The sequence below is a fragment of the Escherichia coli DSM 30083 = JCM 1649 = ATCC 11775 genome (assembly GCF_003697165.2).
Classification (GTDB): Bacteria; Pseudomonadota; Gammaproteobacteria; order Enterobacterales; family Enterobacteriaceae; genus Escherichia; species Escherichia coli.
The window spans coordinates 670,928-695,526 of the sequence record NZ_CP033092.2 but is presented as its reverse complement, the minus strand read 5'-3'; the positions used below and the strand labels follow the sequence as shown (position 1 = coordinate 695,526).

The following is a 24,599-nucleotide window of genomic DNA, read 5'->3' as shown; positions in this document are numbered from 1 at the left end:
TTAAGAAGGGAATAAAAATGTCGAAATTAGGGATCTCATCACTATTTAAAACCATACTGCTTACCGCAGCTCTGGCGGTTTCATTTACCGCTTCTGCATTTACCGAAGGCACGGATTACATGGTTCTGGAAAAACCAATTCCGAATGCCGACAAAACGCTGATTAAGGTATTTAGCTACGCCTGCCCGTTCTGTTACAAGTACGACAAAGCGGTTACCGGTCCGGTATCGGAAAAAGTGAAAGATATCGTTGCTTTCACGCCATTCCATCTGGAAACAAAAGGTGAATACGGCAAACAAGCAAGCGAAGTCTTTGCGGTCTTGATCAATAAAGATAAAGCAGCAGGCATTTCCTTATTTGATGCTAACTCTCAGTTTAAGAAAGCCAAGTTTGCCTACTACGCGGCTTATCACGACAAAAAAGAACGCTGGTCTGACGGTAAAGATCCGGCTGCTTTTATCAAAACCGGTCTGGATGCCGCAGGTATGAGTCAGGCGGATTTTGAAGCGGCACTGAAAGAACCAGCGGTTCAAGAAACACTGAAAAAATGGAAAGCCTCTTATGATGTCGCCAAAATCCAGGGAGTTCCAGCCTATGTCGTTAATGGTAAGTACTTGATCTACACCAAGAGCATCAAATCCATCGACGCGATGGCAGACCTTATCCGTGAGTTAGCAAGCAAATAACAGGGAAACAGGCTATGGGTATTAAGGGAATGTGGAAAGATCTTCGCACATCACCAGTTGACACACTGGTCAGATGGCAGGAGCAACGCTTGTTGTGGTTGTTAATGGCCGTTGCGATGGGCGCGTTAATTATCCTGGCGCACTCTTTCTTCCAGATCTATCTCTACATGGCACCCTGTGAGCAATGTGTATACATTCGCTACGCCATGTTTGTGATGGTTATTGGAGGATTGGTTGCAGCGATCAACCCAAAGAACATCATCCTAAAGCTAATTGGCTGCGTGATGGCATTTTACGGCAGCATTTTGGGACTGAAGTTTTCGCTCAAACTGAACGATATCCACCATGCAGTACATAATCCGGATCCCGATTCACTGTTTGGCGTACAGGGTTGCTCTACCGATCCCACTTTTCCCTTTAACCTGCCGCTGGCACAGTGGGCACCAAATTGGTTCAAGCCTACCGGGGATTGTGGCTATGACGCACCAATCGTTCCTGATGGCGTCACACTGAGCAGCACGCAACAGTGGTTTGTGGAAATGTATCAGCAATCTGAAGGCTGGTATCTGCTACCACCATGGCATTTTATGAATATGGCTCAGGCTTGTATGCTGGCTTTTGGTATGTGTCTGGTGCTGCTGGTCATTATGAGTGGCGCATGGGCGCTTAAAATCATCAGAGGCTAACTCAGCAACACCCGAAGCCAGTCGTTCTGGCTTCGGGTTCTTTTATTAACCTATCTGCACCGACAGCATACTTAAACTGCCCATTTCTATACCATCGACCGGAATGGTAATTGGCTCCTGCCCATCCCACGCCCCTAAGACATACAACAACGGCAGATAGTGCTCTGGCGTTGGGTTCGATAACGCGCCACCTTCATGGTCGAGATAATTCACCAGAGGATGTTGTTCCACTGGCCCTTGCCACGTCAGATTCGCTTTCACATACTCATTAAACGACGTCGCCCACGGATACGGTGAACTATCACCGTGCCACTTCACTGTACGCAGGTTATGCACCACGTTGCCACTGGCGACCAACATTATCCCTTCATCACGCAGCGCCGCGAGTTTGCGCCCCATTTCGAAATGCCAGGCGGCAGGTTTGCTACTGTCGATACTCAACTGCACCATCGGGATATCGGCGTCAGGGTACATCTTAATCAGCACTCCCCAGGAACCGTGGTCAAAGCCCCAGGCTTCTTTATCCAGCGCCACAGGAACCGGCGCTAACAGCTCAACCAGACGCTGTGCCAGCGCAGGCGAACCCGGAGCAGGATAATGCGTATCGTACAGTGCCTGCGGGAAGCCACCAAAATCATGAATCGTGGGCGGCGTCTCCATCGCGGTCACTCCTGTTCCCCGGGTAAACCAGTGAGCCGAAACCACCACAATCGCTTTCGGGCGTGGCAATGTCATTCCCAACGTCTGCCAGCTGCGGGTATACAAATTATCTTCCAGCACGTTCATCGGACTACCGTGACCTAAAAACAATGCTGGCATACGTGTTGAAGACATGATGATATCCTTAACTAAAGGTGTCATTTTGATATCCTCACAATACGCTTGTTCGGCGGAGTAAGAACCCGGATAACAATGATGATGATCATCAGTTATTTTGACGATCTGCCTGAAGGTGAAGATTTATAAGGAGTTGTCGATGTCAGTACCTCTCATTCTGACCATACTGGCGGGGGCAGCCACGTTTATTGGCGCGTTTCTCGGCGTTCTCGGGCAAAAACCCTCGAACCGCTTACTGGCGTTTTCGCTAGGATTTGCGGCGGGGATCATGTTGCTCATCTCATTAATGGAAATGCTTCCTGCCGCATTAGCCGCCGAAGGAATGTCGCCTGTGTTGGGTTATGGAATGTTTATCTTCGGTCTGCTTGGCTATTTTGGCCTGGACCGCATGTTGCCACATGCGCATCCGCAGGATTTAATGCAAAAATCGGTGCAGCCGTTGCCAAAATCGATCAAGCGCACAGCCATTCTGCTCACTCTCGGCATCAGTCTGCATAACTTCCCGGAAGGGATTGCCACCTTTGTCACGGCGAGCAGCAACCTGGAGCTGGGATTTGGCATCGCCCTGGCCGTAGCGTTGCACAATATTCCTGAAGGTCTGGCGGTTGCAGGCCCGGTTTACGCTGCAACAGGATCGAAACGTACCGCGATTCTGTGGGCGGGCATTTCCGGACTGGCTGAAATTCTCGGTGGCGTTCTGGCGTGGTTAATTCTTGGCAGCATGATTTCTCCGGTGGTCATGGCGGCAATCATGGCGGCGGTTGCAGGAATTATGGTGGCGCTCTCCGTTGATGAATTAATGCCGCTCGCCAAAGAGATTGACCCCAATAATAACCCCAGCTATGGCGTGCTATGTGGAATGTCAGTGATGGGATTCAGTTTAGTGCTGCTACAAACGGCGGGAATTGGTTAAAGACGATAATGACAGATGTTGCCCATTGCTAAAGGCAACATCTGTATCGTTATTAAAGGTATTATTGATGCTTTTCAAACACTTCTTTATCGGAGCGTTTATCTAATTTACTTCGGGCAGCTAACAGCGCATCTCTGTCATGGCGAAAAGCTTTACAGTAACGTTTAAGATGAAGAAAATAGCCACCAGCCAGTAGAACAATTAATACAATCCAGTACCAGGCAATAAACATCCTTTTCACCTTCAAAATTTAACATTACTAAACATTTAGCGTTAAAATTTCACATATCCATCGTTGAATACATTCATATACTCGCATAATTCTGGATCAAGTATATGATTTCGATCATAGTAAGTGTTGTATTATATACCATATCTGGTCAAAAAAAGAACAACCAAGGCTATTAATATATATTATCCCCCGATAAAACATTACTAATTAATAATAAAACTTAATAAGCATCGCTAGATATATATTATATCTTCACGATTATTAAGCCCCTACTCGTTATAATAAGTATACACTCCCCCCTTTACAACATTAGGCGTAAACCTTTGTCAACAAACGGTTGTTTTTTCGCCGCAATTCATACAAAAAAATTATCACAAATAACGATAAACAACAAACATCTAGATATATACACCTCAATATATAACGGGGAATTATATTTTAAGTTTTACTTAATCAGCATTTAATATAAATAACGAGTCAAATTATCTCAGGTTATGGTAATGTCCATAGCTGAATTAATATTAAATTCAAACCTGTATTTTCCTCATCCATTTATAAAGGATTATAGTCATGTTAAAAAAAACATTGTTATCTATGTTCGCAACCGCATTGTTATCAGGCGTTGCTTTTAACGCTCTTGCTGACGATGCTAATCAGGGTTCAGGTAAAATTACTTTTAAAGGTGAAGTTATCGATGCACCTTGTTCTATTGCTCCTGGTGATGAAGATCAGACAATAAACCTCGGTGAAGTTGCTGATACCGTATTAAAAAGCGGTCAGAAATCACTGCCTGTAGATGTCACCATTCATTTGCAGGATTGTATTTTATCTGACGGCACTAACACTGTTGATAAAGTCAAAATCACCTTTAGTTCTGCCAGTGTTGACGCTACCGACTCCAACCTGCTTAAAAACACTCTGGAAGGTAACATCGGCGGCGCAACTGATGTAGGCGTACGTCTGGTGAAATCAGACAACACCAACGTGACTCTTGGCACTCCAATCACTATCAACTTCCCGACGACTAACTCTTACCAGGAGTTGAACTTTAAAGCCCGTATGGAGTCTCTGGGACGCACCGCGACCCCGGGTAACGTGCAGGCACAGGCTAATTACGTACTCGACTACAAGTAATCGGTAGTCAATACCTACACAACGCCAGGCGGTAAAGCCGATGAAATTTCATCGGCAACTTTGGGCCTTTTTAGAAATGGATTTTTATGAACAATAAAAACACGTTTTCCCGGGATAAGTTATCCCATGCAATTAAAAATGCCCTGTCTGGCGTTGTGTGTTCCCTACTCTTCGTTTTGCCAGTCCACGCCGTAGAATTCAACGTCGATATGATTGACGCAGAAGACCGTGAGAATATCGACATCTCTCGTTTTGAGAAAAAAGGCTATATCCCCCCTGGTAGATACCTCGTTCGTGTGCAAATAAATAAAAATATGTTGCCACAAACGTTAATACTGGAATGGGTAAAAGCCGATAATGAAAGTGGTTCGTTACTCTGCTTAACCAAAGAAAATTTGACTAATTTCGGTCTTAATACGGAATTTATTGAATCATTGCAAAACATAGCTGGCAGCGAATGTCTCGATTTAAGCCAACGTCAGGAGTTAACGACACGACTTGATAAAGCTACGATGATATTATCGCTAAGTGTTCCCCAGGCATGGTTAAAATACCAGGCAACAAACTGGACGCCACCAGAGTTTTGGGATACCGGTATCGCCGGGTTTATCCTTGATTACAACGTGTACGCCAGCCAGTATGCCCCACATCACGGAGACAGCACCCAAAACGTCAGCTCCTATGGTACGTTAGGCTTTAACCTCGGCGCATGGCGCTTACGTAGCGATTACCAATATAATCAGAATTTTGCTGATGGACGCTCGGTAAACCGCGACAGCGAATTTGCGCGAACTTATCTGTTTCGCCCTATCCCCTCCTGGTCGTCAAAATTCACTATGGGCCAGTACGACCTGAGCTCCAATCTTTACGATACCTTCCACTTTACTGGCGCATCGCTGGAAAGTGATGAAAGCATGCTGCCGCCAGATTTACAGGGTTATGCGCCACAAATTACCGGCATCGCGCAGACCAACGCGAAAGTAACTGTGGCACAAAATGGTCGTGTACTTTATCAAACCACTGTCGCGCCAGGCCCTTTTACTATTTCTGATTTGGGGCAATCGTTTCAGGGGCTGCTGGATGTCACAGTGGAAGAAGAAGATGGCCGCACCAGCACCTTCCAGGTTGGCTCCGCATCCATTCCCTATTTAACCCGTAAAGGGCAAGTGCGCTATAAAACGTCACTGGGAAAACCGACATCCGTCGGGCATAACGATATCAATAATCCCTTTTTCTGGACGGCGGAAGCCTCCTGGGGCTGGCTGAACAATGTGTCGTTGTATGGTGGTGGCATGTTCACCGCTGATGATTATCAGGCTATCACTACCGGTATTGGCTTTAACCTTAACCAATTCGGTTCGCTTTCTTTTGATGTCACTGGAGCAGACGCGTCTTTACAGCAACAAAATAGCGGCAATCTGCGTGGTTACAGCTATCGCTTCAACTATGCAAAGCATTTCGAATCGACAGGCAGTCAGATTACCTTCGCGGGTTATCGCTTCTCAGATAAAGATTACGTGTCGATGAGTGAGTACCTCAGCTCGCGTAATGGCGATGAGTCAATCGATAATGAAAAAGAGAGTTATGTCATTTCCTTGAACCAGTACTTTGAAACGCTGGAATTAAACTCTTATCTCAACGTTACACGCAATACTTATTGGGACAGCGCCAGCAATACCAACTACTCCGTATCTGTAAGCAAAAACTTTGATATTGGCGATTTCAAAGGTATATCTGCATCGCTGGCAGTAAGTCGAATCCGCTGGGATGACGACGAAGAGAATCAATATTACTTCTCTTTCTCTCTACCTTTACAACAAAACCGCAACATCTCCTACAGTATGCAGCGAACGGGAAGCAGTAATACTTCGCAGATGATTTCCTGGTACGATTCATCAGATCGCAACAATATCTGGAATATTTCAGCGTCGGCAACGGACGACAATATACGTGATGGCGAACCAACACTGCGCGGCAGCTACCAGCACTATTCGCCGTGGGGACGTCTGAACATTAATGGCAGTGTACAGCCGAATCAGTACAATTCTGTTACCGCAGGCTGGTACGGTTCACTTACCGCTACACGTCATGGTATCGCCCTTCACGATTATAGCTATGGCGATAACGCCCGCATGATGGTCGATACCGATGGCATCTCCGGCATTGAAATCAACTCTAACCGTACCGTTACCAACGGGCTGGGCATCGCCGTGATACCTTCGTTATCGAACTACACCACCTCCATGTTGCGGGTGAACAATAACGATCTGCCAGAAGGTGTCGATGTCGAAAACTCGGTTATTCGCACCACGCTCACCCAGGGTGCCATCGGCTACGCAAAACTGAATGCCACCACCGGTTACCAAATCGTCGGCGTTATTCGTCAGGAAAATGGGCGCTTCCCTCCACTAGGTGTGAATGTCACGGATAAAGCGACAGGTAAAGATGTGGGCCTGGTCGCGGAAGACGGCTTCGTTTATCTCAGCGGTATTCAGGAAAATAGTACTCTGCATTTAACCTGGGGTGATAATACCTGTGAAGTCACGCCGCCAAACCAAAGTAACATTAGCGAAAGCGCAATAATTTTACCTTGTAAAACAGTCAAATAATTCAGGATGAATATAATGAAATCACCATTAATCACAACAGGAATGATTTGTTTACTGGGGATCTGCAACTTTGCCCAGGCGACTGTCTCTCCCGACAGAACACGCATCATTTTTAATGCTTCGAATAAAAGCGCAACGGTTCGCCTGACCAACCAAAGTAAAATCGATCCCTATCTGGCTCAGTCGTGGATTGAAGATGCCAGCGGTAAAAAAACGCGTGATTACATCTCGACATTGCCGCCGATGGAACGTATTGAGCCTGATGAACAGATACAAATTCGCCTGATGGCACTGGCCTCGTTAAACGACTTACCACAGGACCGAGAAACGTTGTTCTACTATAACGTGCGAGAAATTCCGCCGCGCGCCAAAGAACAGAATGTAATGCAAATCGCCATGCAAAGCCGCCTGAAGCTATTCTGGCGGCCAAAAGCGATTGAGTTAAAAGAGGGGGAGATGATTCCTCTGCAAAAAGTAACGATTACCCGCACCGCCGCCGGTCTGACCCTGAATAACCCGACGCCTTATCATATTACCGTCGGTTATATCGGCACTAATGGCAAGACACTGATGCCCGGTGCGGACAGTATTATGGTGGTACCATTTACTTCTGCAACTCAACACCTAAGCAGCCTGCCCTCTACCTTCCAGTTAGGCTTTGTGGCGGACTACGGCGGGCTGGAGATGTTTAAAGTCGAATGTAATTCCATCCAATCCCTCTGCCAAAGCTCTCCTGCTAAGAAGGGGAAAATATGATTACGCTTTTTCGTTTACTGGCGATTCTTTGCCTGTTTTTTAACGTTTCAGCTTTTGCTGTTGATTGCTATCAGGATGGGTACAGAGGAACAACCCTCATAAATGGAGATTTACCAGCGTTCAAAATTCCAGAGAACGCGCAACCTGGGCAAAAAATTTGGGAGAGTGGAGATATTAATATCACGGTTTATTGTGACAATGCACCAGGATGGACAACAGACAATCCATCAGAAAATATCTATGCCTGGATCAAATTACCCCAAATAAATAGTGCCGACATGTTGAATAATCCATATTTAACCTTTGGCGTGACTTATAATGGTGTAGATTATGAAGGGATAAATGAAAGAATTGATACTCATGCATGCCTGGATAAATATGAGCAATACTATAATGGGTATTATTATGACCCTGTATGCAATGGCAGTACCCTTCAAAAAAATGTAACATTTAATGCCCATTTTCGCGTCTATGTAAAATTCAAAAGCCGCCCAGCAGGAGATCAGACGGTGAACTTTGGCATAGTCAACGTGTTACAATTCGATGGCGAAGGAGGGGCAAACATGTCCTCTAACGCGAAGAATTTACGCTATGTGATTACGGGATTAGATAATATTTCATTCCTTGACTGTAGTGTCGACGTCCGGATTTTTCCAGAAAGCCAGATAGTTAATTTCGGGCAAATTGCTGCAAACTCTATTGCTACTTATCGACCAAAAGCTGCATTTAGCGTATCTACTATAAAAGATGTTGCTGCCGATTGTACCGAGCAATTTGATGTTGCCACCAGCTTTTATACGACAGATACGTTACATGATGATACGCATCTGGAAATGGGTAATGGTTTGTTGATGCGTATTACTGATCAAAAAACACAAGAAGACATTAAGTTTAATCAGTACAAACGCTTCACCACATATATTCCAGGTCAGACTGGAGCGATGGTTACCCGTGATTACCAGGCTGAACTTTCACAAAAACCGGGGGAGACTCTCGTTTATGGGCCTTTCAAAAAAGATCTCATCGTAAAAATAAACTATAACTGAACAGCAAAATGCCGGGAACACCCCGGCATTTTCATATTTAGTATTTCACGTCATTAGCTGGCTTTACGCTCATGTGCCTGACGGTATGCCACCAGGTCTTCAATAGTCACGAGCGCCATATTGTGTTTATTGGCAAACTCAATGCACTCTGGTGCACGCGCCATCGTGCCATCGTCATTAGTCAGCTCACACAGCACACCAGCTGGTTTAAAGCCTGCCAGCGTCATCAGATCGATAGTCGCTTCAGTATGACCGCCACGCGTCAGTACACCACCTGCCTGCGCGCGAAGTGGGAAAACGTGGCCCGGACGATTCAGATCTGAAGGTTTTGCGCCATCGGCAATCGCTGCGCGAACGGTCGTAATACGGTCAGCGGCAGAAACACCGGTAGTCACACCTTCAGCCGCTTCAATGGTCACGGTAAAACCGGTGCCATAGGCGCTGGTGTTATTTTCTACCATCATTGGCAGATCGAGTTGTTTACGGCGATCGTCAGTAATGCACAGGCAAACAATACCACTCCCGTGGCGAATGGTCAGCGCCATCTGCTCAACGGTCATGGTTTCTGCCGGGAAGATCATATCGCCTTCGTTTTCACGGTCTTCATCATCAAGCACCATCACACCGCGTCCTTCACGCAGCGCAGCCAGTGCATTTTCAACACGTTCGAAAGGCGTACCAAAAGAGGAAAGTAGCGTCTGATTCATGGTAAAAAAACCTCACTAAAATTATGGTTACCAGAATCAGGGCAGTCTTAGGAGTGGCGGCATATAGCCAAAATAACGTGAGCGGGTCCATGCCCGACAGAATCGTTACTCTCTCCCATCCGGACTCTAACCGTCGGCCCCGGAATTACACCGGATCTGCTGTCCTTTGAGTTCGCACCCAAAGCGCTCGCGGGCTTTCAACTGAGTTGATTTACCGCCGGTGGGGAATTTCGCCCCGCCCTGAGAATAAGCGGATTCACTATAACGCTAATGATTAGCGCCAGCAACGCATAGCTTCACATAATTCTGGTTTATGACTTACCCTTATCGCACTACAATGGCACTCAACACCTATCAGTACAGGGAAACTACAATGATTGACCCGAAAAAAATTGAGCAAATCGCTCGCCAGGTTCACGAATCAATGCCTAAAGGAATCAGGGAGTTCGGGGAAGATGTGGAGAAAAAAATCCGCCAAACCCTACAAGCGCAGCTGACGCGTCTCGATCTGGTAAGCCGCGAAGAATTCGACGTTCAGACGCAAGTCCTGTTACGGACTCGTGAAAAACTGGCGTTACTGGAGCAGCGCATCAGCGAACTGGAAGCGCGCAATAATCCGATAGCAGAACTTCAATCTCCTCCGGCTATCCCGCCAGTTGATAAAGCAGAATAAAGCACCACAAAAACGGGCCAGACGGCCCGTAATATCAGTGTTCTAATTCAAGTTCTCTGGTTTGCATCATCTGTTGGCAATACCAGGCATAACGCGCGCAAAACCAGGTTCTATGTTCTTCATCCATGTTACCAGTAACGGCCAGAATATCGACCGGGCGACCTTCTGCGTGCATTCTGGCAAAACTACGCGCGAGAAAATCGAAATTATTTAAAGAATTAAGACTATGATCCATAAGCACATCCTCCGGTTATTGCATACCTTTTAAGGCCATATGCTTTTTCTGATTTCAGTATTCCCCAATCAGTGTAGTGCCTTTAAACATAACGTGCGTAAATATATTGTCCCCGATCACACTTTTTAGTGAAAAATAAAAAAACCATATTAAAAGACTTTCTCTTCCAGAACCTCTCTAACATGTGTTATTATTAACAAAGACAAATGTAAGCAAGGAAACTATTCCAAAGTAAATATTGCGTCACTAAATGGACATTGGAGTGACATATGATTTTATTCGCCGACTATAACACCCCTTATCTTTTCGCTATTTCCTTTGTACTCTTGATCGGCCTTTTAGAAATTTTTGCACTTATCTGCGGTCACATGCTCTCCGGTGCTCTTGATGCACATCTTGACCATTATGATTCCATAACCACAGGTCATATTAGCCAGGCACTTCATTATCTCAATATTGGAAGATTACCAGCTCTCGTCGTCCTCTGCTTACTCGCTGGTTTTTTTGGTCTTATTGGCATCCTGTTGCAACATGCCTGCGTTACGCTCTGGCAATCACCACTCCCCAACCTGTTCGTGGTTCCTGTCAGTTTACTGTTTACAATTATTGCAGTGCATTATACCGGTAAAGTCGTTGCACCCTGGATTCCACGCGACCATAGTTCAGCTATTACAGAAGAAGAATATGTTGGTAGCATGGCATTAATTACCGGCCATCAAGCCACTTCAGGTAACCCTTGCGAAGGAAAACTCACCGATCAATTTGGCCAAATACATTATTTGCTACTGGAGCCTGAAGAAGGAAAAACTTTCACTAAAGGAGACAAAGTGTTAATTATTTGCCGACTTTCTGCAACGCGATATTTGGCGGAAAATAATCCCTGGCCCCAGATATTGTGATTTATTAATCAAAAGGAAATTTAATAATGGATGATATCGTTAATTCTGTGCCCTCCTGGATGTTTACCGCGATTATCGCCGTATGCATTCTGTTTATTATTGGAATTATTTTCGCCAGGCTCTATCGTCGCGCTTCGGCAGAGCAAGCATTTGTTCGTACTGGTTTAAGTGGGCAAAAAGTGGTGATGAGCGGTGGCGCAATCGTGATGCCGATCTTTCATGAAATAATTCCCATCAATATGAATACCCTGAAGCTGGAAGTCAGCCGCTCAACCATTGATAGCCTGATTACGAAAGATCGTATGCGTGTTGATGTTGTAGTGGCTTTCTTTGTACGGGTAAAACCGTCAGTAGAAGGCATCGCCACTGCGGCCCAGACGCTGGGGCAACGCACCCTGTCGCCTGAAGACTTACGTATGCTGGTGGAAGATAAATTTGTCGATGCCCTCCGTGCAACAGCGGCACAAATGACCATGCATGAGTTACAGGATACCCGCGAGAACTTCGTGCAGGGAGTACAAAATACCGTAGCTGAAGATCTGTCGAAAAATGGCCTGGAACTGGAAAGCGTTTCACTTACCAACTTTAACCAGACCTCGAAAGAACATTTCAATCCGAACAATGCCTTTGACGCCGAAGGTTTAACCAAACTGACTCAGGAGACGGAGCGCCGTCGTCGCGAACGTAACGAAGTTGAACAGGATGTGGAAGTCGCAGTGCGTGAGAAAAACCGTGATGCACTTTCGCGCAAGTTGGAGATTGAACAACAAGAAGCGTTTATGACGCTTGAGCAGGAGCAGCAGGTTAAAACCCGTACCGCTGAGCAGAATGCGAAAATTGCGGCTTTTGAAGCTGAACGTCGTCGTGAAGCAGAGCAGACGCGAATTCTGGCTGAACGACAGATTCAGGAAACGGAAATCGACCGCGAACAGGCCGTCCGCTCAAGAAAGGTTGAGGCCGAACGTGAAGTTCGCATTAAAGAGATCGAACAGCAGCAGGTCACCGAAATCGCTAACCAGACGAAATCGATCGCTATTGCCGCCAAATCGGAACAACAGTCCCAGGCAGAAGCGCGTGCTAACCTTGCACTCGCAGAAGCAGTAAGCGCCCAACAAAACGTAGAAACCACTCGCCAGACTGCCGAAGCCGATCGTGCTAAACAAGTGGCGTTGATCGCCGCAGCGCAGGATGCAGAAACCAAAGCGGTTGAACTGACCGTGCGGGCGAAAGCAGAAAAAGAAGCCGCAGAGATGCAGGCGGCGGCTATCGTTGAGTTAGCCGAAGCTACACGTAAAAAGGGTCTGGCGGAAGCAGAAGCACAACGTGCGCTGAACGATGCTATCAACGTACTTTCTGATGAACAAACCAGCCTTAAATTCAAACTGGCATTATTGCAGGCGCTGCCTGCGGTAATTGAGAAATCCGTTGAGCCTATGAAGGCTATCGACGGCATCAAAATTATTCAGGTCGATGGGCTGAATCGTGGTGGCGCTACGGGTGATGCAAACACGGGGAATGTGGGGGGCGGAAACCTGGCAGAACAAGCGTTATCAGCCGCACTCTCTTACCGCACACAGGCACCGCTGATTGACTCCTTGCTCAATGAAATTGGCGTTTCAGGCGGCTCACTGGCGGCATTGACTTCATCCTTAAGCTCAACAACTCCCGTCGAAGAAAAAGCAGAGTAAACCCTCTTCTATGAATAATCCCTGGCCCAAAAAGCCGGGGATTTTTTATATCTGCGTTCCGCTAAAAGGTGCAAATGATCAGGCTGTTGCAGCATTTTGCGTGACTGCTCGGGGAAGGTAAAACTGCCTCTGGGAAAGCGTTGCGCGGGGTCCGGCGCTCATCAACAATCGGGGAGTCAGCAAGGGGCTGAAACGGGAAAGCCCCTCCCGAGGAAGGGGCCTTATAGAAGGAAAGGGTTATGATGAAGTTCGTCATCATACTGGTTGTGTTGTTACTGTTAAGTTTCCCGACTTACTAACAACTCATCAGAGGGGGGAGAAATCCTCCCTTACCCTTGTTCCTTTACTTTAGGTTGAAAAAACAACAGCGTCAATAGATCTGCCTGCTACGAAGCGAGATCTGTGAACCGCTTTCCAGTTAGCCTTTTTTATCCAGTTGGATCTTCTTGATGATATTGGTCGTCGAGCAACCGTCTTCAAAGTTGAGCACCAGCACTTCGCCACCGTTGGCCCAGACTTCTTTACTCCCGGCAATCTCTTCTGGTTTATAGTCGCCGCCTTTCACCAGCAGATCTGGCAAGATCCCGGCGATCAAGCGCTGCGGCGTGTCCTCTTCAAACGACACCACCCAGTCGACCGCTTCCAGTGCGCCCAGCACAATCATACGCTGTTCGAGCGGGTTAACGGGGCGGGAATCCCCTTTCAGCCGTTTGGTGGAGGCATCGCTGTTCACAGCGACAATCAAACGGTCACCCAGTTTACGGGCATTTGCCAGATAAGAGACGTGCCCAGCGTGCAGGATGTCAAAGACACCGTTGGTCATCACCACTTTTTCACCGCGTTTACGCGCTGCCGCTACAGCAAGCTTCAGTTCCTCTTCGGTCATCACACCAAAGCCGGTATCTGCACGTCCACGTACTGCGTTTTCCAGCTCGATCGGCGAAACCGTGGATGTCCCCAGTTTGCCGACCACCACACCAGCCGCCGCATTGGCAAAGAAGCAGGCTTCTTCCAGCGAATTACCCGCTGCCAGCGTTGCCGCCAGGACGCCAATCACCGTGTCGCCCGCACCGGTAACGTCATACACTTCCTGCGCCTGGGTTGGCATATGCAGCGGCGCTTTACCCGGTTGCAGCAGCGACATACCCTGTTCGGAACGGGTCACTAACAGAGCCGAGAGTTCGTAATCGGCAATCAGTTTCATGCCGCGCTCAACAATCTCTTCTTCGGTCTTACATTTACCGACAACAGCTTCAAATTCCGAGAGATTCGGCGTTAACAGCGTAGCGCCGCGGTAGCGCTCAAAATCGGTACCTTTTGGATCAATCAGCACCGGAACACCCGCTTTACGCGCCAGTTGGATCATCTGCTGTACGCTTGCCAGCGCACCTTTGGCGTAGTCAGAAAGCACCAGCGCGCCAATCGAACTCAGTGCCTGATTAATCCGCTCGTGCAGCGGCTGCGGATCAACCCCTTCGAAACCTTCTTCGAAATCCAGACGGATCAGCTGTTGGTTGCGGGAAAGTACCCGTAATTTGGTGATGGTCGGATGCGTCGGTACAGAAACAAAGTCGCATTTGACGTTGACGTCGGCCAGAGATTTACTGAGCGCGCGCGCCGCATCGTCAATGCCCGTCAACCCGACCAGGCGTGCATTAGCACCGAGAGAAGCGATATTCATCGCCACGTTAGCCGCGCCGCCCGGACGTTCTTCGATGGTATTCACTTTAACCACGGGCACCGGCGCTTCCGGCGAGATACGGCTGGTGGGACCATACCAGTAACGATCCAGCATCACATCACCAACCACCATCACTCCTGCACGTTCAAACTCTGGCAGCGTTACTTTCATTCCTGTCTCCTGAGAGATTCAAAATTTGCGCGCGATAATACCATACTTCATTCTTCCACCAGCCACTTCTGCCAGCTTGCCCGCACCAGTTCACGCTCTGCGGTGAAGCAATCCTCCGACACATGGCCCGGCAATTCCTGTAATGCCAGATGATGAAGTTCATCGCGCAGCGTTGTGTAAGCACGGGTCAGCGCCATCGCTTCCTGCTCTTCCATAATGTCGTTTTGCGCCAGTAGTTCCAGAATGCGCACGTTGTCTGACCAGCGCGTTAACTTCGGTTTTTCATGAGCGTAGCGCAACACCAGATATTGAGTAATAAATTCGATATCGGTAATTCCGCCTTCATCGGCTTTGATATCAAAGCGATCGCGATGTTTATTGCCGAGATGGGCACGCATTTTCTCGCGCATTTCCCGCACTTCTGTTTGCAGGGTTTTGCCTTCGCGCGGCAGCGTCATAATCTCCCGGCGTACTGCGTCAAAGTGCGCGGTGAGCTGCGGATCGCCGTACACTACACGCGCACGCACCAGCGCCTGATGCTCCCACGTCCAGGCCTCGTTTTTCTGATAATCAGCAAATGCTTCTGCGGATGTCACCAGCATTCCCGCCGCCCCGGACGGACGCAGTCGTGCATCCACTTCATACAAAATGCCGGAAGAGGTTCGCGTACTGAACAGATGCATGATGCGTTGCGCCAGACGCAGATAAAACTGTCGCCCGTCGATTTCCCGCTCGCCGTCAGTCATCGCATCCATTGGGCAATCATGGAGGAAGATCAGGTCAAGATCGGAACTGTAGCCTAACTCCCAGCCACCCAGCTTGCCGTAGCCGACCACCGCAAAACCACGCCCTTCGCGTTCGTTCAGGTGATTTGGCTTACCGTAGCGGGCAACCATTTGAACCCACGCCTGCTGAACGACGGCATCAATCATGGCTTCTGCCAGCCAGGTTAAGTGATCGCTCACTTTCATTACCGGTAGCGTACCGGCGATATCCGCTGCCGCAATGCGTAACAGCTGCGCCTGTTTGAACTGACGCAGCGCCTCAAGCTGTTGTTCTTCGTCATCTTCCGGCACGCGCAGCAAATACTGGCGCAGTTCATCACGGTAGGCATCCGTCGCCGTTGGTTGGTAGAGGGTATTTGGATCGAGCAATTCATCCAGCAATAATGGATAACGCGCTAGCTGGCTGGCAATCATCGGCGATGCAGCACACAGAGAAATCAAATGTTTAAGCGCCGCAGGGAATTCACTAAGCAGCTCAAGATAAGTGGTGCGAGTAACAATCCCCACCAGCAAGGCGGTAATGCGCGACAGCGTGACAGCAGCGTCTTCACGCGCACAGACATCACTTAGCAGATGTGGCATCAGATGGTCGAGCACCTGACGTCCTCGCGGCCCGATGGTGCGCTTATCCAGCTCTTTGCGAAAATCAGCAATCAGCATTAGCACCTGTTTGCGCTCATCCTCGCTAAGATGCGCCAGCACTGGCGTGGTGTCATCTTCCTGCAACGCATCCTGCCACAGCTCACGCCACTGTTCCGACAGCGACTCTTCCTGAGTTTCACTTTCGTCGTCGCCAATCAATTCATTAAACACCCGGCGCACATTGGCCATATGTGCGGTCAGCACCCCGGTCAATTGCGGCCAGTCAGCAAAGTCCATCGCCCACGCCAGCCGCGCACGGGTAAGCTCATCAGAAGGAAGCGTCTGGGTTTGTTCGTCGTTAATGCTTTGCAGCAGGTTTTCCAGACGCCGCAGGAACAGATACGCCACTCGCAATTGTTCAGCATCGTTTTCAGAAAGCAGATGCAGCGCGGCAATGGCGCTGAGCGTTGGCAGTAAAGCGCGCGATTGCAGCGACGGTTCGCGCCCGCCGCGAATGAGCTGGAACACCTGGACGATAAATTCAATTTCGCGAATGCCGCCTGCGCCAAGTTTGATGTTGTCGGTCAAACCGCGTCGACGCACTTCACGGGCAATCATTCCTTTCATGTTGCGCAGCGACTGAATCACGCTGAAATCGATGTAACGACGGAAAACAAACGGACGCAGCATCGCACGCAACTCGTTAGCATAGACGCCGTCGCTATCCCCCATAATCCGCGCCTTGACCATCGCGTAACGCTCCCAGTCGCGCCCCTGCTCCTGGTAATAATCTTCCAGCGCCGCAAAACTCAGCACCAGCGGGCCACTTTCACCAAACGGACGCAGCCGCATATCCACGCGATAGACGAAGCCATCCTGCGTTGGTTGATCCAGCACTTTAATCAGCCGCTGCCCCATGCGGGTAAAAAACTGCGCGTTATCCAGTTCCCGGCGTCCACCCTGGGTACAACCATGTTCCGGCCAGGCAAAAATCAGATCGATATCAGAGGAGAAATTCAGTTCCCCGCCGCCCAGCTTACCCATGCCTAAAATCAGCAGCGGTTGCGCTTCGCCCTGCGCATTGCACGGCGTTCCCCATTCGCGGCAGCAGGCGTCATACAGCCAGTCACGCGCCGCAACAATCAGCGTCTCCGCCAGATGGCTGAGCTGCTGCAATATGCTCTCTTCAGTAACCAGAGCCAGCGTTTGCGCCCAGGCGATGCGCACCATAATGCGCCGCCGGAATAGCCGCAGCTCGCGCATTAACCCGGCTTCGTCACTCACATTACTGAGCGCCTCCTGCAACCATGCAGCGTAATGCTGCCATTCGTCGGCCTGCGGCGGTTGGCTTTCCAGTTCCGTCAGCCACTCTGGATGCGCAATCACGCTGTCCTGCACAAAATCACTGAAAGTAAGTACTGACTTCGCCTGTGCGCTAAGTGATTCCTCGGCTAAAGGCTCTGGCAGCCGCTCAACAACGGTCTGCCAGTACTGCTGTAACGGTGAAGAGAGCGGCTTCATAAGCGATTTTATCCTTGCCTGATTAACGTTTTCCGCTGTGCAACCAGAACGGTTCCTGATTGTTTGCCTCATTACGGAAATGTTCAATTTCAATGCGTTGCCCGGTCGCAATAGCGTGACGCAGCCCCTGCCAGTTCTCCAGCCAGTCTTGCGCGACGACAGGATCGTAGTAACCCGCCAGCAACAGTATTGAGTCAATATCACGCGTCAGGCGTGGCAATTGGTCACGGTAGCGATCGCCTAACGGCTGGCAGAAAACGCTTTTAAGTTCAGCAGCATGGCGGGAAAGATGGATATCGGCAAAGCGTTTGAAGGAATCGCTCATTTTACTCTGCGCTTTGGCATCTAAAAACGGCTGCCAGGCTTTGCTTACCAGCCATTCGGTCAACGCCAGCTTCGCCATTGCCGTTTCGGTAGAGTAGACCGCCGTTACGGCAGAAACCGCAGAAGCAATGGTCGCCTCGCATTGAGTCAGCAGATCACGTAAGTGAGTGCTCGCTTTACGCGGCACGATACCGCCGAACAGCATCAGTGTATGACGGACCAGGCCAATGGCTGCCAGCACCTGCTCTTTCGCCGCATCGTTGCCGCGTACCCACAGTTCTTCATGATACTGCCATTGCGCTAACGCCAGCTCGAGCGCCGCTTCCAGCCCCTGTTCCACATCAGCTTTTGCCGCAACATGCAAAATGGTGGTCGGTTTGATTTCACGCGCCGGATTGCCCTGCGCCAGATGATAGCCACGCGCTGCTTTGCTCAGGCTGCCCTGGCGTAATCCGGTTTGCGATACCAGTTGGTTCGCCAGTTTCAGCACCGCACGCATGTCGCCGCTAAGCAGTTCCAGTTCCAGCTCACAGATAGGTTCAGCAAATTCACCCGCTTTCACTTCCCCCTGGTCGAGGGCGATTTCAATTTGGCTACCATCAACCTCTACCAGCCACTTTTCGCGATAAAAATCGGTGCTGAACAGCGGTTGTACGCGGGAAGCGAGATCGGCAGGCAATTCGCCGTTCGGCCAGACTTCCGTCGGTAACTGCGCCAGGTCGAGCGTCGGTGCGCTCAACGCCACGTTATATTCCGGGCGCTGGTGTAAGCCGCCTGTCACTCTTCCTGCAACTTTCATGGTCATCTCATAGCGACCGTTTTCGCCACGAATACGCAAGCCCATATCGTGCCCACGCAGCCAGTTATCCGGCGTTTCGTAGTAAATATTCAGCAACTGCACGGGGTCATGGTGCTCGCCGTCCAGCGTATTGAGATGGTCACGCAGCGCCTCAACGGCACTGTGATTAACAATAAACTTTAATTCGATTTCCTGAGCCATAGCCTTTACTTATCGGTTATGTCACATAAGTGACGATGAACGGCGAACTTAATGCGATCTTTTTTGTCAGTAGATAGTATTTTGCGCCAAATTGCCATGCAACGGGCAATTTGACGGGCGTAAAAGTTTGAAGCAGTGGCAAGACCTGACACAGAGGATTCCGATTGATGTCGAATGCTTTGCGTAGCGACACTGATGCCACTACTATCGTTCCACTTTCCATGACAATAACGACAGCCTGATGCCAAAATTACGCCTGATCGGATTAACTTTACTCGCACTTAGCGCCACTGCCGTCTCACACGCTGAAGAAACGCGCTATGTTTCTGATGAACTGAATACCTGGGTCCGTAGCGGTCCGGGAGATCATTATCGCCTCGTGGGCACGGTTAACGCCGGCGAGGAAGTGACCTTATTACAAACTGACGCCAACACCAATTATGCCCAGGTGAAAGACAGCTCTGGCCGTACCGCCTGGATCCCGTTGAAACAACTTAGCACTGAGCCAAGCCTGCGCTCCCGTGTGCCAGATCTGGAAAATCAGGTCAAAACCCTGACCGATAAACTCACCAATATCGATAACACCTGGAATCAGCGCACCGCAGAAATGCAGCAAAAAGTGGCGCAGAGCGACAGCGTGATCAACGGGTTAAAAGAAGAAAATCAGAAACTGAAAAACGAGCTGATTGTCGCGCAGAAAAAGGTCGATGCCGCCAGCGTACAGCTGGATGACAAACAGCGCACCATCATCATGCAGTGGTTTATGTATGGCGGTGGCGTGCTGGGGCTTGGCTTGCTGCTCGGTCTGGTACTGCCGCACCTGATCCCAAGCCGCAAACGCAAAGATCGCTGGATGAACTAAATCGCCTTCTTCGTTGCACTGTCTTATTATTAGGAATTGTGTATTTGACGAAGGGATGATGGCGTGAAGATTTATCTGGTCGGTGGTGCTGTTCGGGATGCATTGTTAGGGCTACCGGTCAAAGACAGAGATTGGGTGGTGGTCGGCAGTACGCCACAGGAGATGCTCGACGCGGGCTACCAGCAGGTAGGCCGCGATTTTCCTGTGTTTCTGCATCCGCAAACGCATGAAGAGTATGCACTGGCACGTACCGAACGGAAATCCGGTTCCGGTTACACCGGTTTTACCTGCTATGCCGCACCGGATGTCACGCTGGAAGATGATCTTAAGCGTCGCGATCTGACCATTAATGCGCTGGCCCAGGACGATAACGGCGAGATTATCGACCCGTACAACGGTCTGGGCGATCTGCAAAATCGTCTGTTGCGCCATGTTTCCCCCGCTTTTGGCGAAGATCCGTTACGCGTGTTGCGCGTAGCGCGTTTTGCTGCGCGTTATGCCCACCTCTGTTTCCGTATTGCCGATGAAACTCTGGCGCTGATGCGCGAGATGACCCATGCGGGTGAACTGGAACACCTGACGCCTGAACGGGTATGGAAAGAGACGGAAAACGCCCTCACCACCCGCAATCCCCAGGTGTTCTTCCAGGTACTGCGCGATTGCGGCGCACTGCGCGTTTTATTCCCGGAAATTGACGCCCTGTTTGGCGTTCCGGCCCCTGCCAGGTGGCATCCGGAAATCGACACCGGTATTCATACCTTAATGACGCTCTCAATGGCGGCGATGCTGAGTCCGCAGGTCGATGTCCGTTTCGCAACGTTATGCCACGATCTCGGTAAAGGACTGACGCCACCAGAACTTTGGCCGCGTCATCATGGTCATGGCCCGGCGGGTGTGAAGTTAGTGGAACAACTATGCCAGCGTCTGCGCGTGCCAAATGAAATTCGCGATTTAGCCAGACTGGTGGCTGAGTTTCACGATCTCATCCACACCTTCCCAATGCTGAACCCAAAAACCATCGTCAAACTATTTGATTCCATCGACGCCTGGCGTAAACCGCAGCGTGTCGAGCAACTGGCGCTGACCAGCGAGGCTGATGTGCGCGGCAGAACCGGTTTTGAATCAGCCGACTACCCGCAAGGCCGCTGGTTGCGCGAAGCCTGGGAAGTGGCACAGTCAGTGCCGACAAAAGCCGTCGTTGAAGCGGGATTTAAAGGTGTGGAGATTCGCGAGGAGCTGACCCGACGGCGGATTGCGGCGGTGGCTGGCTGGAAGGAACAGCGTTGCCCAAAACCTGAGTGAGTGTTGGATATTTTGCCGGATGCGACGTAAGCGTCTTATCCGGCTACATGTCAACGACAGTTGTAGGCCTGATAAGACGCGCGAGCGTCGCATCAGGCGTTGATTGCCGGATGCGGCGTGAACGCCTTATCCGGCCTACGCAATCTGATAAGACGCGTCAGCATCATATCCGACACTGTTCTTCACATCAAAAGAACACAACGTACACCGCAGCCGCCACAATAAAGCGATAAATGGCGAACGGGATAAACGAAATGCGCTTAATCAATTGCAGGAAGGTTTTAATCGCTATCAGCGCCACCACAAAAGCGGTGATAAACCCAACGGCAAACATCGGGATATCGCCGGTAGTCAGGAAGCCCCAGCTTTTGTAGAGATCGAGCGCCGTTGCGCCCATCATCATCGGCACCGCCAGCAGGAACGAGAACTCGGAAGCAGCGTAACGGCTCACCCCCATCAGCATCCCACCTGAAATGGTCGCCCCGGAACGGGAGAAACCCGGCCACAGCGCCAGACACTGGAAACAGCCAATCATAAACGCCTGACGATAGGTCATATCATCAAGACCCGGCGCACGCGGCTCTTTCGGCTTCAGGCATTCGGCGGCAATCAGCAACAGACCGCCAACGACCAGTGCATACATGACATTTATCGGGTTAAACAATGATTTAATCGTGTCGTGGAACAACAGCCCCAGTACCACCGCCGGAATCATCCCCAGCAAGATGTGGATCAGCGTTAAACGACCTTTGCTTTCTCCTTCGTGCTGCAACGGGCGACCAAAGTGGATGCCAATCAGGCCAAACAGACGCCGCCAGAACATCACTACTACCGCCAGAATTGATCCTAACTGGATCACGACTTCAAAGGTTTTCGCCGTGTCGCCCTCAAACCCCAACAAGTGACCGACAATAATCATATGGCCCGTGCTGGATACCGGCAGAAATTCTGTCAATCCTTCGACCACACCCAATATTGCCGCTATCAGCAGCGAGTGCATATCGCTCATCAATAAACCCCTAAATTATAAAAATGTAACGCTTGTCCGAACTACTGCAGTATGACCAGGTTATAATCGTTTGGTTTAACAGCTGTAAAATTAATTATTTTCTTTCAGATTATTGCCACGCTCAATGATTACGCCAACATTCGCCGCCCGCGCCACTGCGCCTGGCTTGCTGAGTTTGATACGCACCCACGGCGAGTTGAAGCGTGCTAACAGCAGCTCCGCCACCTCTTCAGCCACGCGTTCCACCAGCGCAAAACGCGCTCCCTCGACGTGGCTGACCACCGTTTCTGCAATGTCAGCGTAACTGAGGCAATCCGCCACATCATCACTTTTCGCCGCTTTACGGTTATCCCACGCCATTTCGATATCGAACACTAACTTCTGTTCGATGGTCTGTTCCCAGTCGTAAACACCAATAGTGGTGATTACCGAAAGTTGCTCTATAAATACAATATCCATCACGTCCTGCCTGCTTTTTGGCTAACCGGATACCACTTCCGGCGAAATGTGCGTATTATCCACAGATTCATCGTTGAACACGAATTTTCAAAACGGAACAGCTTATGAGTGCAATCGCGCCTGGAATGATCCTCATCGCGTACCTCTGCGGCTCCATTTCCAGTGCCATTCTGGTTTGCCGCTTGTGTGGGTTGCCCGATCCGCGAACCAGCGGCTCCGGCAATCCAGGCGCAACCAATGTGTTACGTATCGGTGGCAAGGGAGCAGCCGTAGCAGTACTGATTTTCGACGTTCTGAAAGGAATGTTGCCCGTCTGGGGCGCGTATGAATTAGGTGTCAGCCCCTTCTGGCTAGGCTTAATTGCCATCGCCGCCTGTCTTGGACACATCTGGCCCGTTTTCTTCGGTTTTAAAGGAGGAAAAGGCGTTGCTACCGCTTTTGGTGCCATCGCACCCATTGGCTGGGATCTCACTGGAGTAATGGCGGGAACCTGGTTACTGACCGTGCTATTGAGTGGTTACTCGTCGCTGGGAGCGATTGTCAGTGCACTGATTGCTCCGTTTTATGTCTGGTGGTTTAAGCCACAATTCACCTTCCCGGTTTCGATGCTCTCTTGCCTGATCCTGCTGCGTCATCATGACAACATCCAGCGTCTGTGGCGTCGTCAGGAGACAAAAATCTGGACGAAATTCAAAAGAAAGCGCGAAAAGGATCCCGAGTGATTTCTGGTGGATCTACATGACCTGATAGCCTTCGTCGGGCTTGCCCAGCCGTTGCTGGCACCATGCCGCCAGAAATTCCACACAGACACGTAATTTCATGCTGCGATAGAGCGGCTCCCGGTAAACAGCCCAGATATTGGCGCTTTGTGCATACTCCGGCAATACTCGCACCAGTTTGCCACTCTCCAGAAACGGCAACACATCCCACTCGGAACGCAGCATAATCCCTTTGCCCTCCAGCGCCCATTGCAGCACAATCTCGCCGCTATTGGAGGAAAGATGTCCGCTTACCTTCACCGATTTTTTCTCCTGACCGTTCCCCAACTCCCATATTCCGTGGGTCATATCGCGCTCTTTGGTCACCAGGCAGTCATGACGACTTAATTCCTGTAAGGATTGTGGCTGCGGATATTTTTGCAGATACTCAGGTGCTGCGCATAATATTCTTTTATTTTTTGTCAAAAGATGCGCAATATAATAATCAGGAATTGCGTCATTAATACGAATATCCAGATCAATATTATCCTGCACTAAATCAATTTGTCGATCGAACAATTCAAAATGCACCTGTAACTCAGGATAATTGCGCATCAGTTCGGTAATAGCTGGCGCAATATGGCTGCGCCCAAAACCAAAACTGCAACCAATGCGGATCATCCCCTCCGGGCGCGTTTTGATTTGCGTGACGTCATCGACCAGTCGCTGATATTGGGTGAGGATTTCCAGCGCATGTTCGTAACAACGCTGGCCACTTTCAGTCAGCGCCACGCCGCGAGCGGAGCGGTTCAGCAGAGTTGTTGCCAGCGTATTTTCAAGGATTTGGATCCGCTTGGTGACAAATGCAGGCGTTTGCCCAAGCGTCGCCGCTGCAGCACTAAAACTCCCGCTATGGACGATTTCCACCAGTACCTGCAAGTCTTTGGCTAAAGGCCAGCTATTTAGCATTGTTAAATATCCGCAGTTTTGATAAACGCAGTGTATTTCGCAAAACATTACCATTCCCTGCTCTGGCGCAATATTCGTTCTTATTTTCGCGTTGATTCACGAACTGTTAATTACATATTCACGGTGGCAAAAAAT

24 protein-coding genes and 1 riboswitch are annotated in these 24,599 nt (G+C 49.6%); of the genes, 14 read left to right on the top strand and 10 right to left on the bottom strand.

The genetic code is table 11. The features are described from left to right. Window positions 1-17: 17 nt before the first annotated feature. Both EAS44_RS04200 and dsbI read left to right on the top strand, forming a co-directional pair. Window positions 18-686 carry a thiol:disulfide interchange protein DsbA/DsbL gene (locus EAS44_RS04200; RefSeq protein WP_000040022.1) on the top strand — a complete coding sequence of 223 codons (669 nt, stop codon included), beginning with the start codon at window positions 18-20 and terminating at the stop codon, window positions 684-686. Window positions 687-700: 14 nt separating this feature from the next. Continuing rightward, entirely contained in the window at window positions 701-1,372 is a 672-nt protein-coding gene (gene dsbI / locus EAS44_RS04195; protein WP_000511506.1) for a protein-disulfide oxidoreductase DsbI, read from the top strand. A gap of 45 nt (window positions 1,373-1,417) precedes the next feature. Here the strand turns inward: dsbI and ygiD are convergent, their stop codons facing one another. After that, on the bottom strand, window positions 1,418-2,206 hold the full coding sequence (gene ygiD / locus EAS44_RS04190; protein WP_001351039.1) for a 4,5-DOPA dioxygenase extradiol: 789 nt from the start codon (window positions 2,204-2,206) through the stop codon (window positions 1,418-1,420). A gap of 142 nt (window positions 2,207-2,348) precedes the next feature. On the opposite strand from ygiD, the gene zupT reads away from it, so the two are divergent. Beyond that, window positions 2,349-3,122: a zinc transporter ZupT gene (gene zupT / locus EAS44_RS04185; protein ID WP_001295627.1), complete on the top strand. Its 774-nt coding sequence runs from the start codon at window positions 2,349-2,351 to the stop codon at window positions 3,120-3,122. 61 nt (window positions 3,123-3,183) lie between these two features. On the opposite strand, the gene EAS44_RS25065 is transcribed toward zupT, so the two are convergent. Further along, complete coding sequence (locus EAS44_RS25065; protein ID WP_001296421.1) at window positions 3,184-3,354, bottom strand: hypothetical protein; 171 nt, start codon at window positions 3,352-3,354, stop codon at window positions 3,184-3,186. Window positions 3,355-3,924: 570 nt separating this feature from the next. Between EAS44_RS25065 and EAS44_RS04180 the strand changes: the two genes are divergently transcribed. From EAS44_RS04180 to EAS44_RS04165, 4 genes are all read left to right on the top strand, one after another. After that, complete coding sequence (locus EAS44_RS04180) at window positions 3,925-4,488, top strand: fimbrial-like protein (RefSeq protein WP_000915007.1); 564 nt, start codon at window positions 3,925-3,927, stop codon at window positions 4,486-4,488. 86 nt (window positions 4,489-4,574) lie between these two features. Continuing rightward, entirely contained in the window at window positions 4,575-7,097 is a 2,523-nt protein-coding gene (locus tag EAS44_RS04175) for a fimbria/pilus outer membrane usher protein (protein ID WP_001060674.1), read from the top strand. A gap of 15 nt (window positions 7,098-7,112) precedes the next feature. Then, complete coding sequence (locus tag EAS44_RS04170) at window positions 7,113-7,853, top strand: molecular chaperone (protein ID WP_001351038.1); 741 nt, start codon at window positions 7,113-7,115, stop codon at window positions 7,851-7,853. Then, window positions 7,850-8,899 (top strand): pilus protein, encoded by a 1,050-nt coding sequence (locus EAS44_RS04165; protein ID WP_000631271.1) that lies wholly within the window; start codon window positions 7,850-7,852, stop codon window positions 8,897-8,899. The genes EAS44_RS04170 and EAS44_RS04165 overlap by 4 nt, the downstream gene beginning before the upstream one ends. Window positions 8,900-8,952: 53 nt before the next feature. On the opposite strand, the gene ribB is transcribed toward EAS44_RS04165, so the two are convergent. Then, complete coding sequence (ribB, locus tag EAS44_RS04160) at window positions 8,953-9,606, bottom strand: 3,4-dihydroxy-2-butanone-4-phosphate synthase (RefSeq protein WP_001076989.1); 654 nt, start codon at window positions 9,604-9,606, stop codon at window positions 8,953-8,955. 103 nt (window positions 9,607-9,709) lie between these two features. Beyond that, window positions 9,710-9,858, bottom strand: a riboswitch (FMN riboswitch). A 121-nt stretch (window positions 9,859-9,979) separates the two neighbouring features. Between ribB and ubiK the strand changes: the two genes are divergently transcribed. After that, window positions 9,980-10,279, top strand: coding sequence for a ubiquinone biosynthesis accessory factor UbiK (gene ubiK, locus EAS44_RS04155; protein WP_001314168.1), 300 nt, complete (start codon window positions 9,980-9,982; stop codon window positions 10,277-10,279). 34 nt (window positions 10,280-10,313) lie between these two features. On the opposite strand, the gene glgS is transcribed toward ubiK, so the two are convergent. Continuing rightward, entirely contained in the window at window positions 10,314-10,514 is a 201-nt protein-coding gene (gene glgS, locus EAS44_RS04150) for a cell surface composition regulator GlgS (RefSeq protein WP_001296424.1), read from the bottom strand. Window positions 10,515-10,783: 269 nt separating this feature from the next. Here glgS and yqiJ point away from each other — a divergent pair, with 269 nt between their 5' ends. The 3 genes from yqiJ to ibsE all read left to right on the top strand — a co-directional run bounded on the left by yqiJ (window position 10,784) and on the right by ibsE (window position 13,400). Next, window positions 10,784-11,413, top strand: a complete 630-nt coding sequence (yqiJ, locus tag EAS44_RS04145; protein ID WP_000599932.1) for an OB-fold-containig protein — start codon at window positions 10,784-10,786, stop codon at window positions 11,411-11,413. Window positions 11,414-11,439: 26 nt separating this feature from the next. Then, window positions 11,440-13,101: a flotillin family protein gene (gene yqiK / locus EAS44_RS04140; RefSeq protein WP_001298380.1), complete on the top strand. Its 1,662-nt coding sequence runs from the start codon at window positions 11,440-11,442 to the stop codon at window positions 13,099-13,101. Window positions 13,102-13,340: 239 nt separating this feature from the next. Continuing rightward, window positions 13,341-13,400 carry a type I toxin-antitoxin system Ibs family toxin gene (gene ibsE / locus EAS44_RS04135; RefSeq protein WP_001387082.1) on the top strand — a complete coding sequence of 20 codons (60 nt, stop codon included), beginning with the start codon at window positions 13,341-13,343 and terminating at the stop codon, window positions 13,398-13,400. Window positions 13,401-13,519: 119 nt separating this feature from the next. Here ibsE and hldE read toward each other — a convergent pair whose 3' ends face one another. From hldE to ygiF, 3 genes are read right to left on the bottom strand one after another with little or no spacing between them, the layout of a single operon-like run. Then, entirely contained in the window at window positions 13,520-14,953 is a 1,434-nt protein-coding gene (hldE, locus tag EAS44_RS04130; RefSeq protein WP_000869177.1) for a bifunctional D-glycero-beta-D-manno-heptose-7-phosphate kinase/D-glycero-beta-D-manno-heptose 1-phosphate adenylyltransferase HldE, read from the bottom strand. A gap of 47 nt (window positions 14,954-15,000) precedes the next feature. Further along, a complete protein-coding gene (gene glnE / locus EAS44_RS04125) occupies window positions 15,001-17,841 on the bottom strand; it encodes a bifunctional [glutamate--ammonia ligase]-adenylyl-L-tyrosine phosphorylase/[glutamate--ammonia-ligase] adenylyltransferase (protein ID WP_001331677.1) in 2,841 nt (946 codons plus the stop codon). A gap of 22 nt (window positions 17,842-17,863) precedes the next feature. Beyond that, window positions 17,864-19,165: an inorganic triphosphatase gene (gene ygiF / locus EAS44_RS04120; RefSeq protein WP_000046243.1), complete on the bottom strand. Its 1,302-nt coding sequence runs from the start codon at window positions 19,163-19,165 to the stop codon at window positions 17,864-17,866. Window positions 19,166-19,406: 241 nt separating this feature from the next. Here ygiF and ygiM point away from each other — a divergent pair, with 241 nt between their 5' ends. Continuing rightward, window positions 19,407-20,027, top strand: a complete 621-nt coding sequence (gene ygiM / locus EAS44_RS04115; RefSeq protein WP_001125331.1) for a TIGR04211 family SH3 domain-containing protein — start codon at window positions 19,407-19,409, stop codon at window positions 20,025-20,027. A 63-nt stretch (window positions 20,028-20,090) separates the two neighbouring features. Further along, window positions 20,091-21,329 carry a fused tRNA nucleotidyltransferase/2',3'-cyclic phosphodiesterase/2' nucleotidase/phosphatase Cca gene (gene cca, locus EAS44_RS04110; protein ID WP_000708479.1) on the top strand — a complete coding sequence of 413 codons (1,239 nt, stop codon included), beginning with the start codon at window positions 20,091-20,093 and terminating at the stop codon, window positions 21,327-21,329. A 187-nt stretch (window positions 21,330-21,516) separates the two neighbouring features. Here cca and bacA read toward each other — a convergent pair whose 3' ends face one another. Then, window positions 21,517-22,338 carry an undecaprenyl-diphosphate phosphatase gene (gene bacA / locus EAS44_RS04105; protein ID WP_001305111.1) on the bottom strand — a complete coding sequence of 274 codons (822 nt, stop codon included), beginning with the start codon at window positions 22,336-22,338 and terminating at the stop codon, window positions 21,517-21,519. Between the two features lie 90 nt (window positions 22,339-22,428). Further along, on the bottom strand, window positions 22,429-22,797 hold the full coding sequence (gene folB / locus EAS44_RS04100) for a bifunctional dihydroneopterin aldolase/7,8-dihydroneopterin epimerase (RefSeq protein WP_001295541.1): 369 nt from the start codon (window positions 22,795-22,797) through the stop codon (window positions 22,429-22,431). A 104-nt stretch (window positions 22,798-22,901) separates the two neighbouring features. Here folB and plsY point away from each other — a divergent pair, with 104 nt between their 5' ends. Then, on the top strand, window positions 22,902-23,519 hold the full coding sequence (plsY, locus tag EAS44_RS04095; RefSeq protein ID WP_001272796.1) for a glycerol-3-phosphate 1-O-acyltransferase PlsY: 618 nt from the start codon (window positions 22,902-22,904) through the stop codon (window positions 23,517-23,519). Between the two features lie 12 nt (window positions 23,520-23,531). On the opposite strand, the gene ttdR is transcribed toward plsY, so the two are convergent. Then, window positions 23,532-24,464, bottom strand: a complete 933-nt coding sequence (ttdR, locus tag EAS44_RS04090; RefSeq protein ID WP_000935202.1) for an L-tartrate utilization transcriptional activator TtdR — start codon at window positions 24,462-24,464, stop codon at window positions 23,532-23,534. Window positions 24,465-24,599 lie beyond the last annotated feature (135 nt).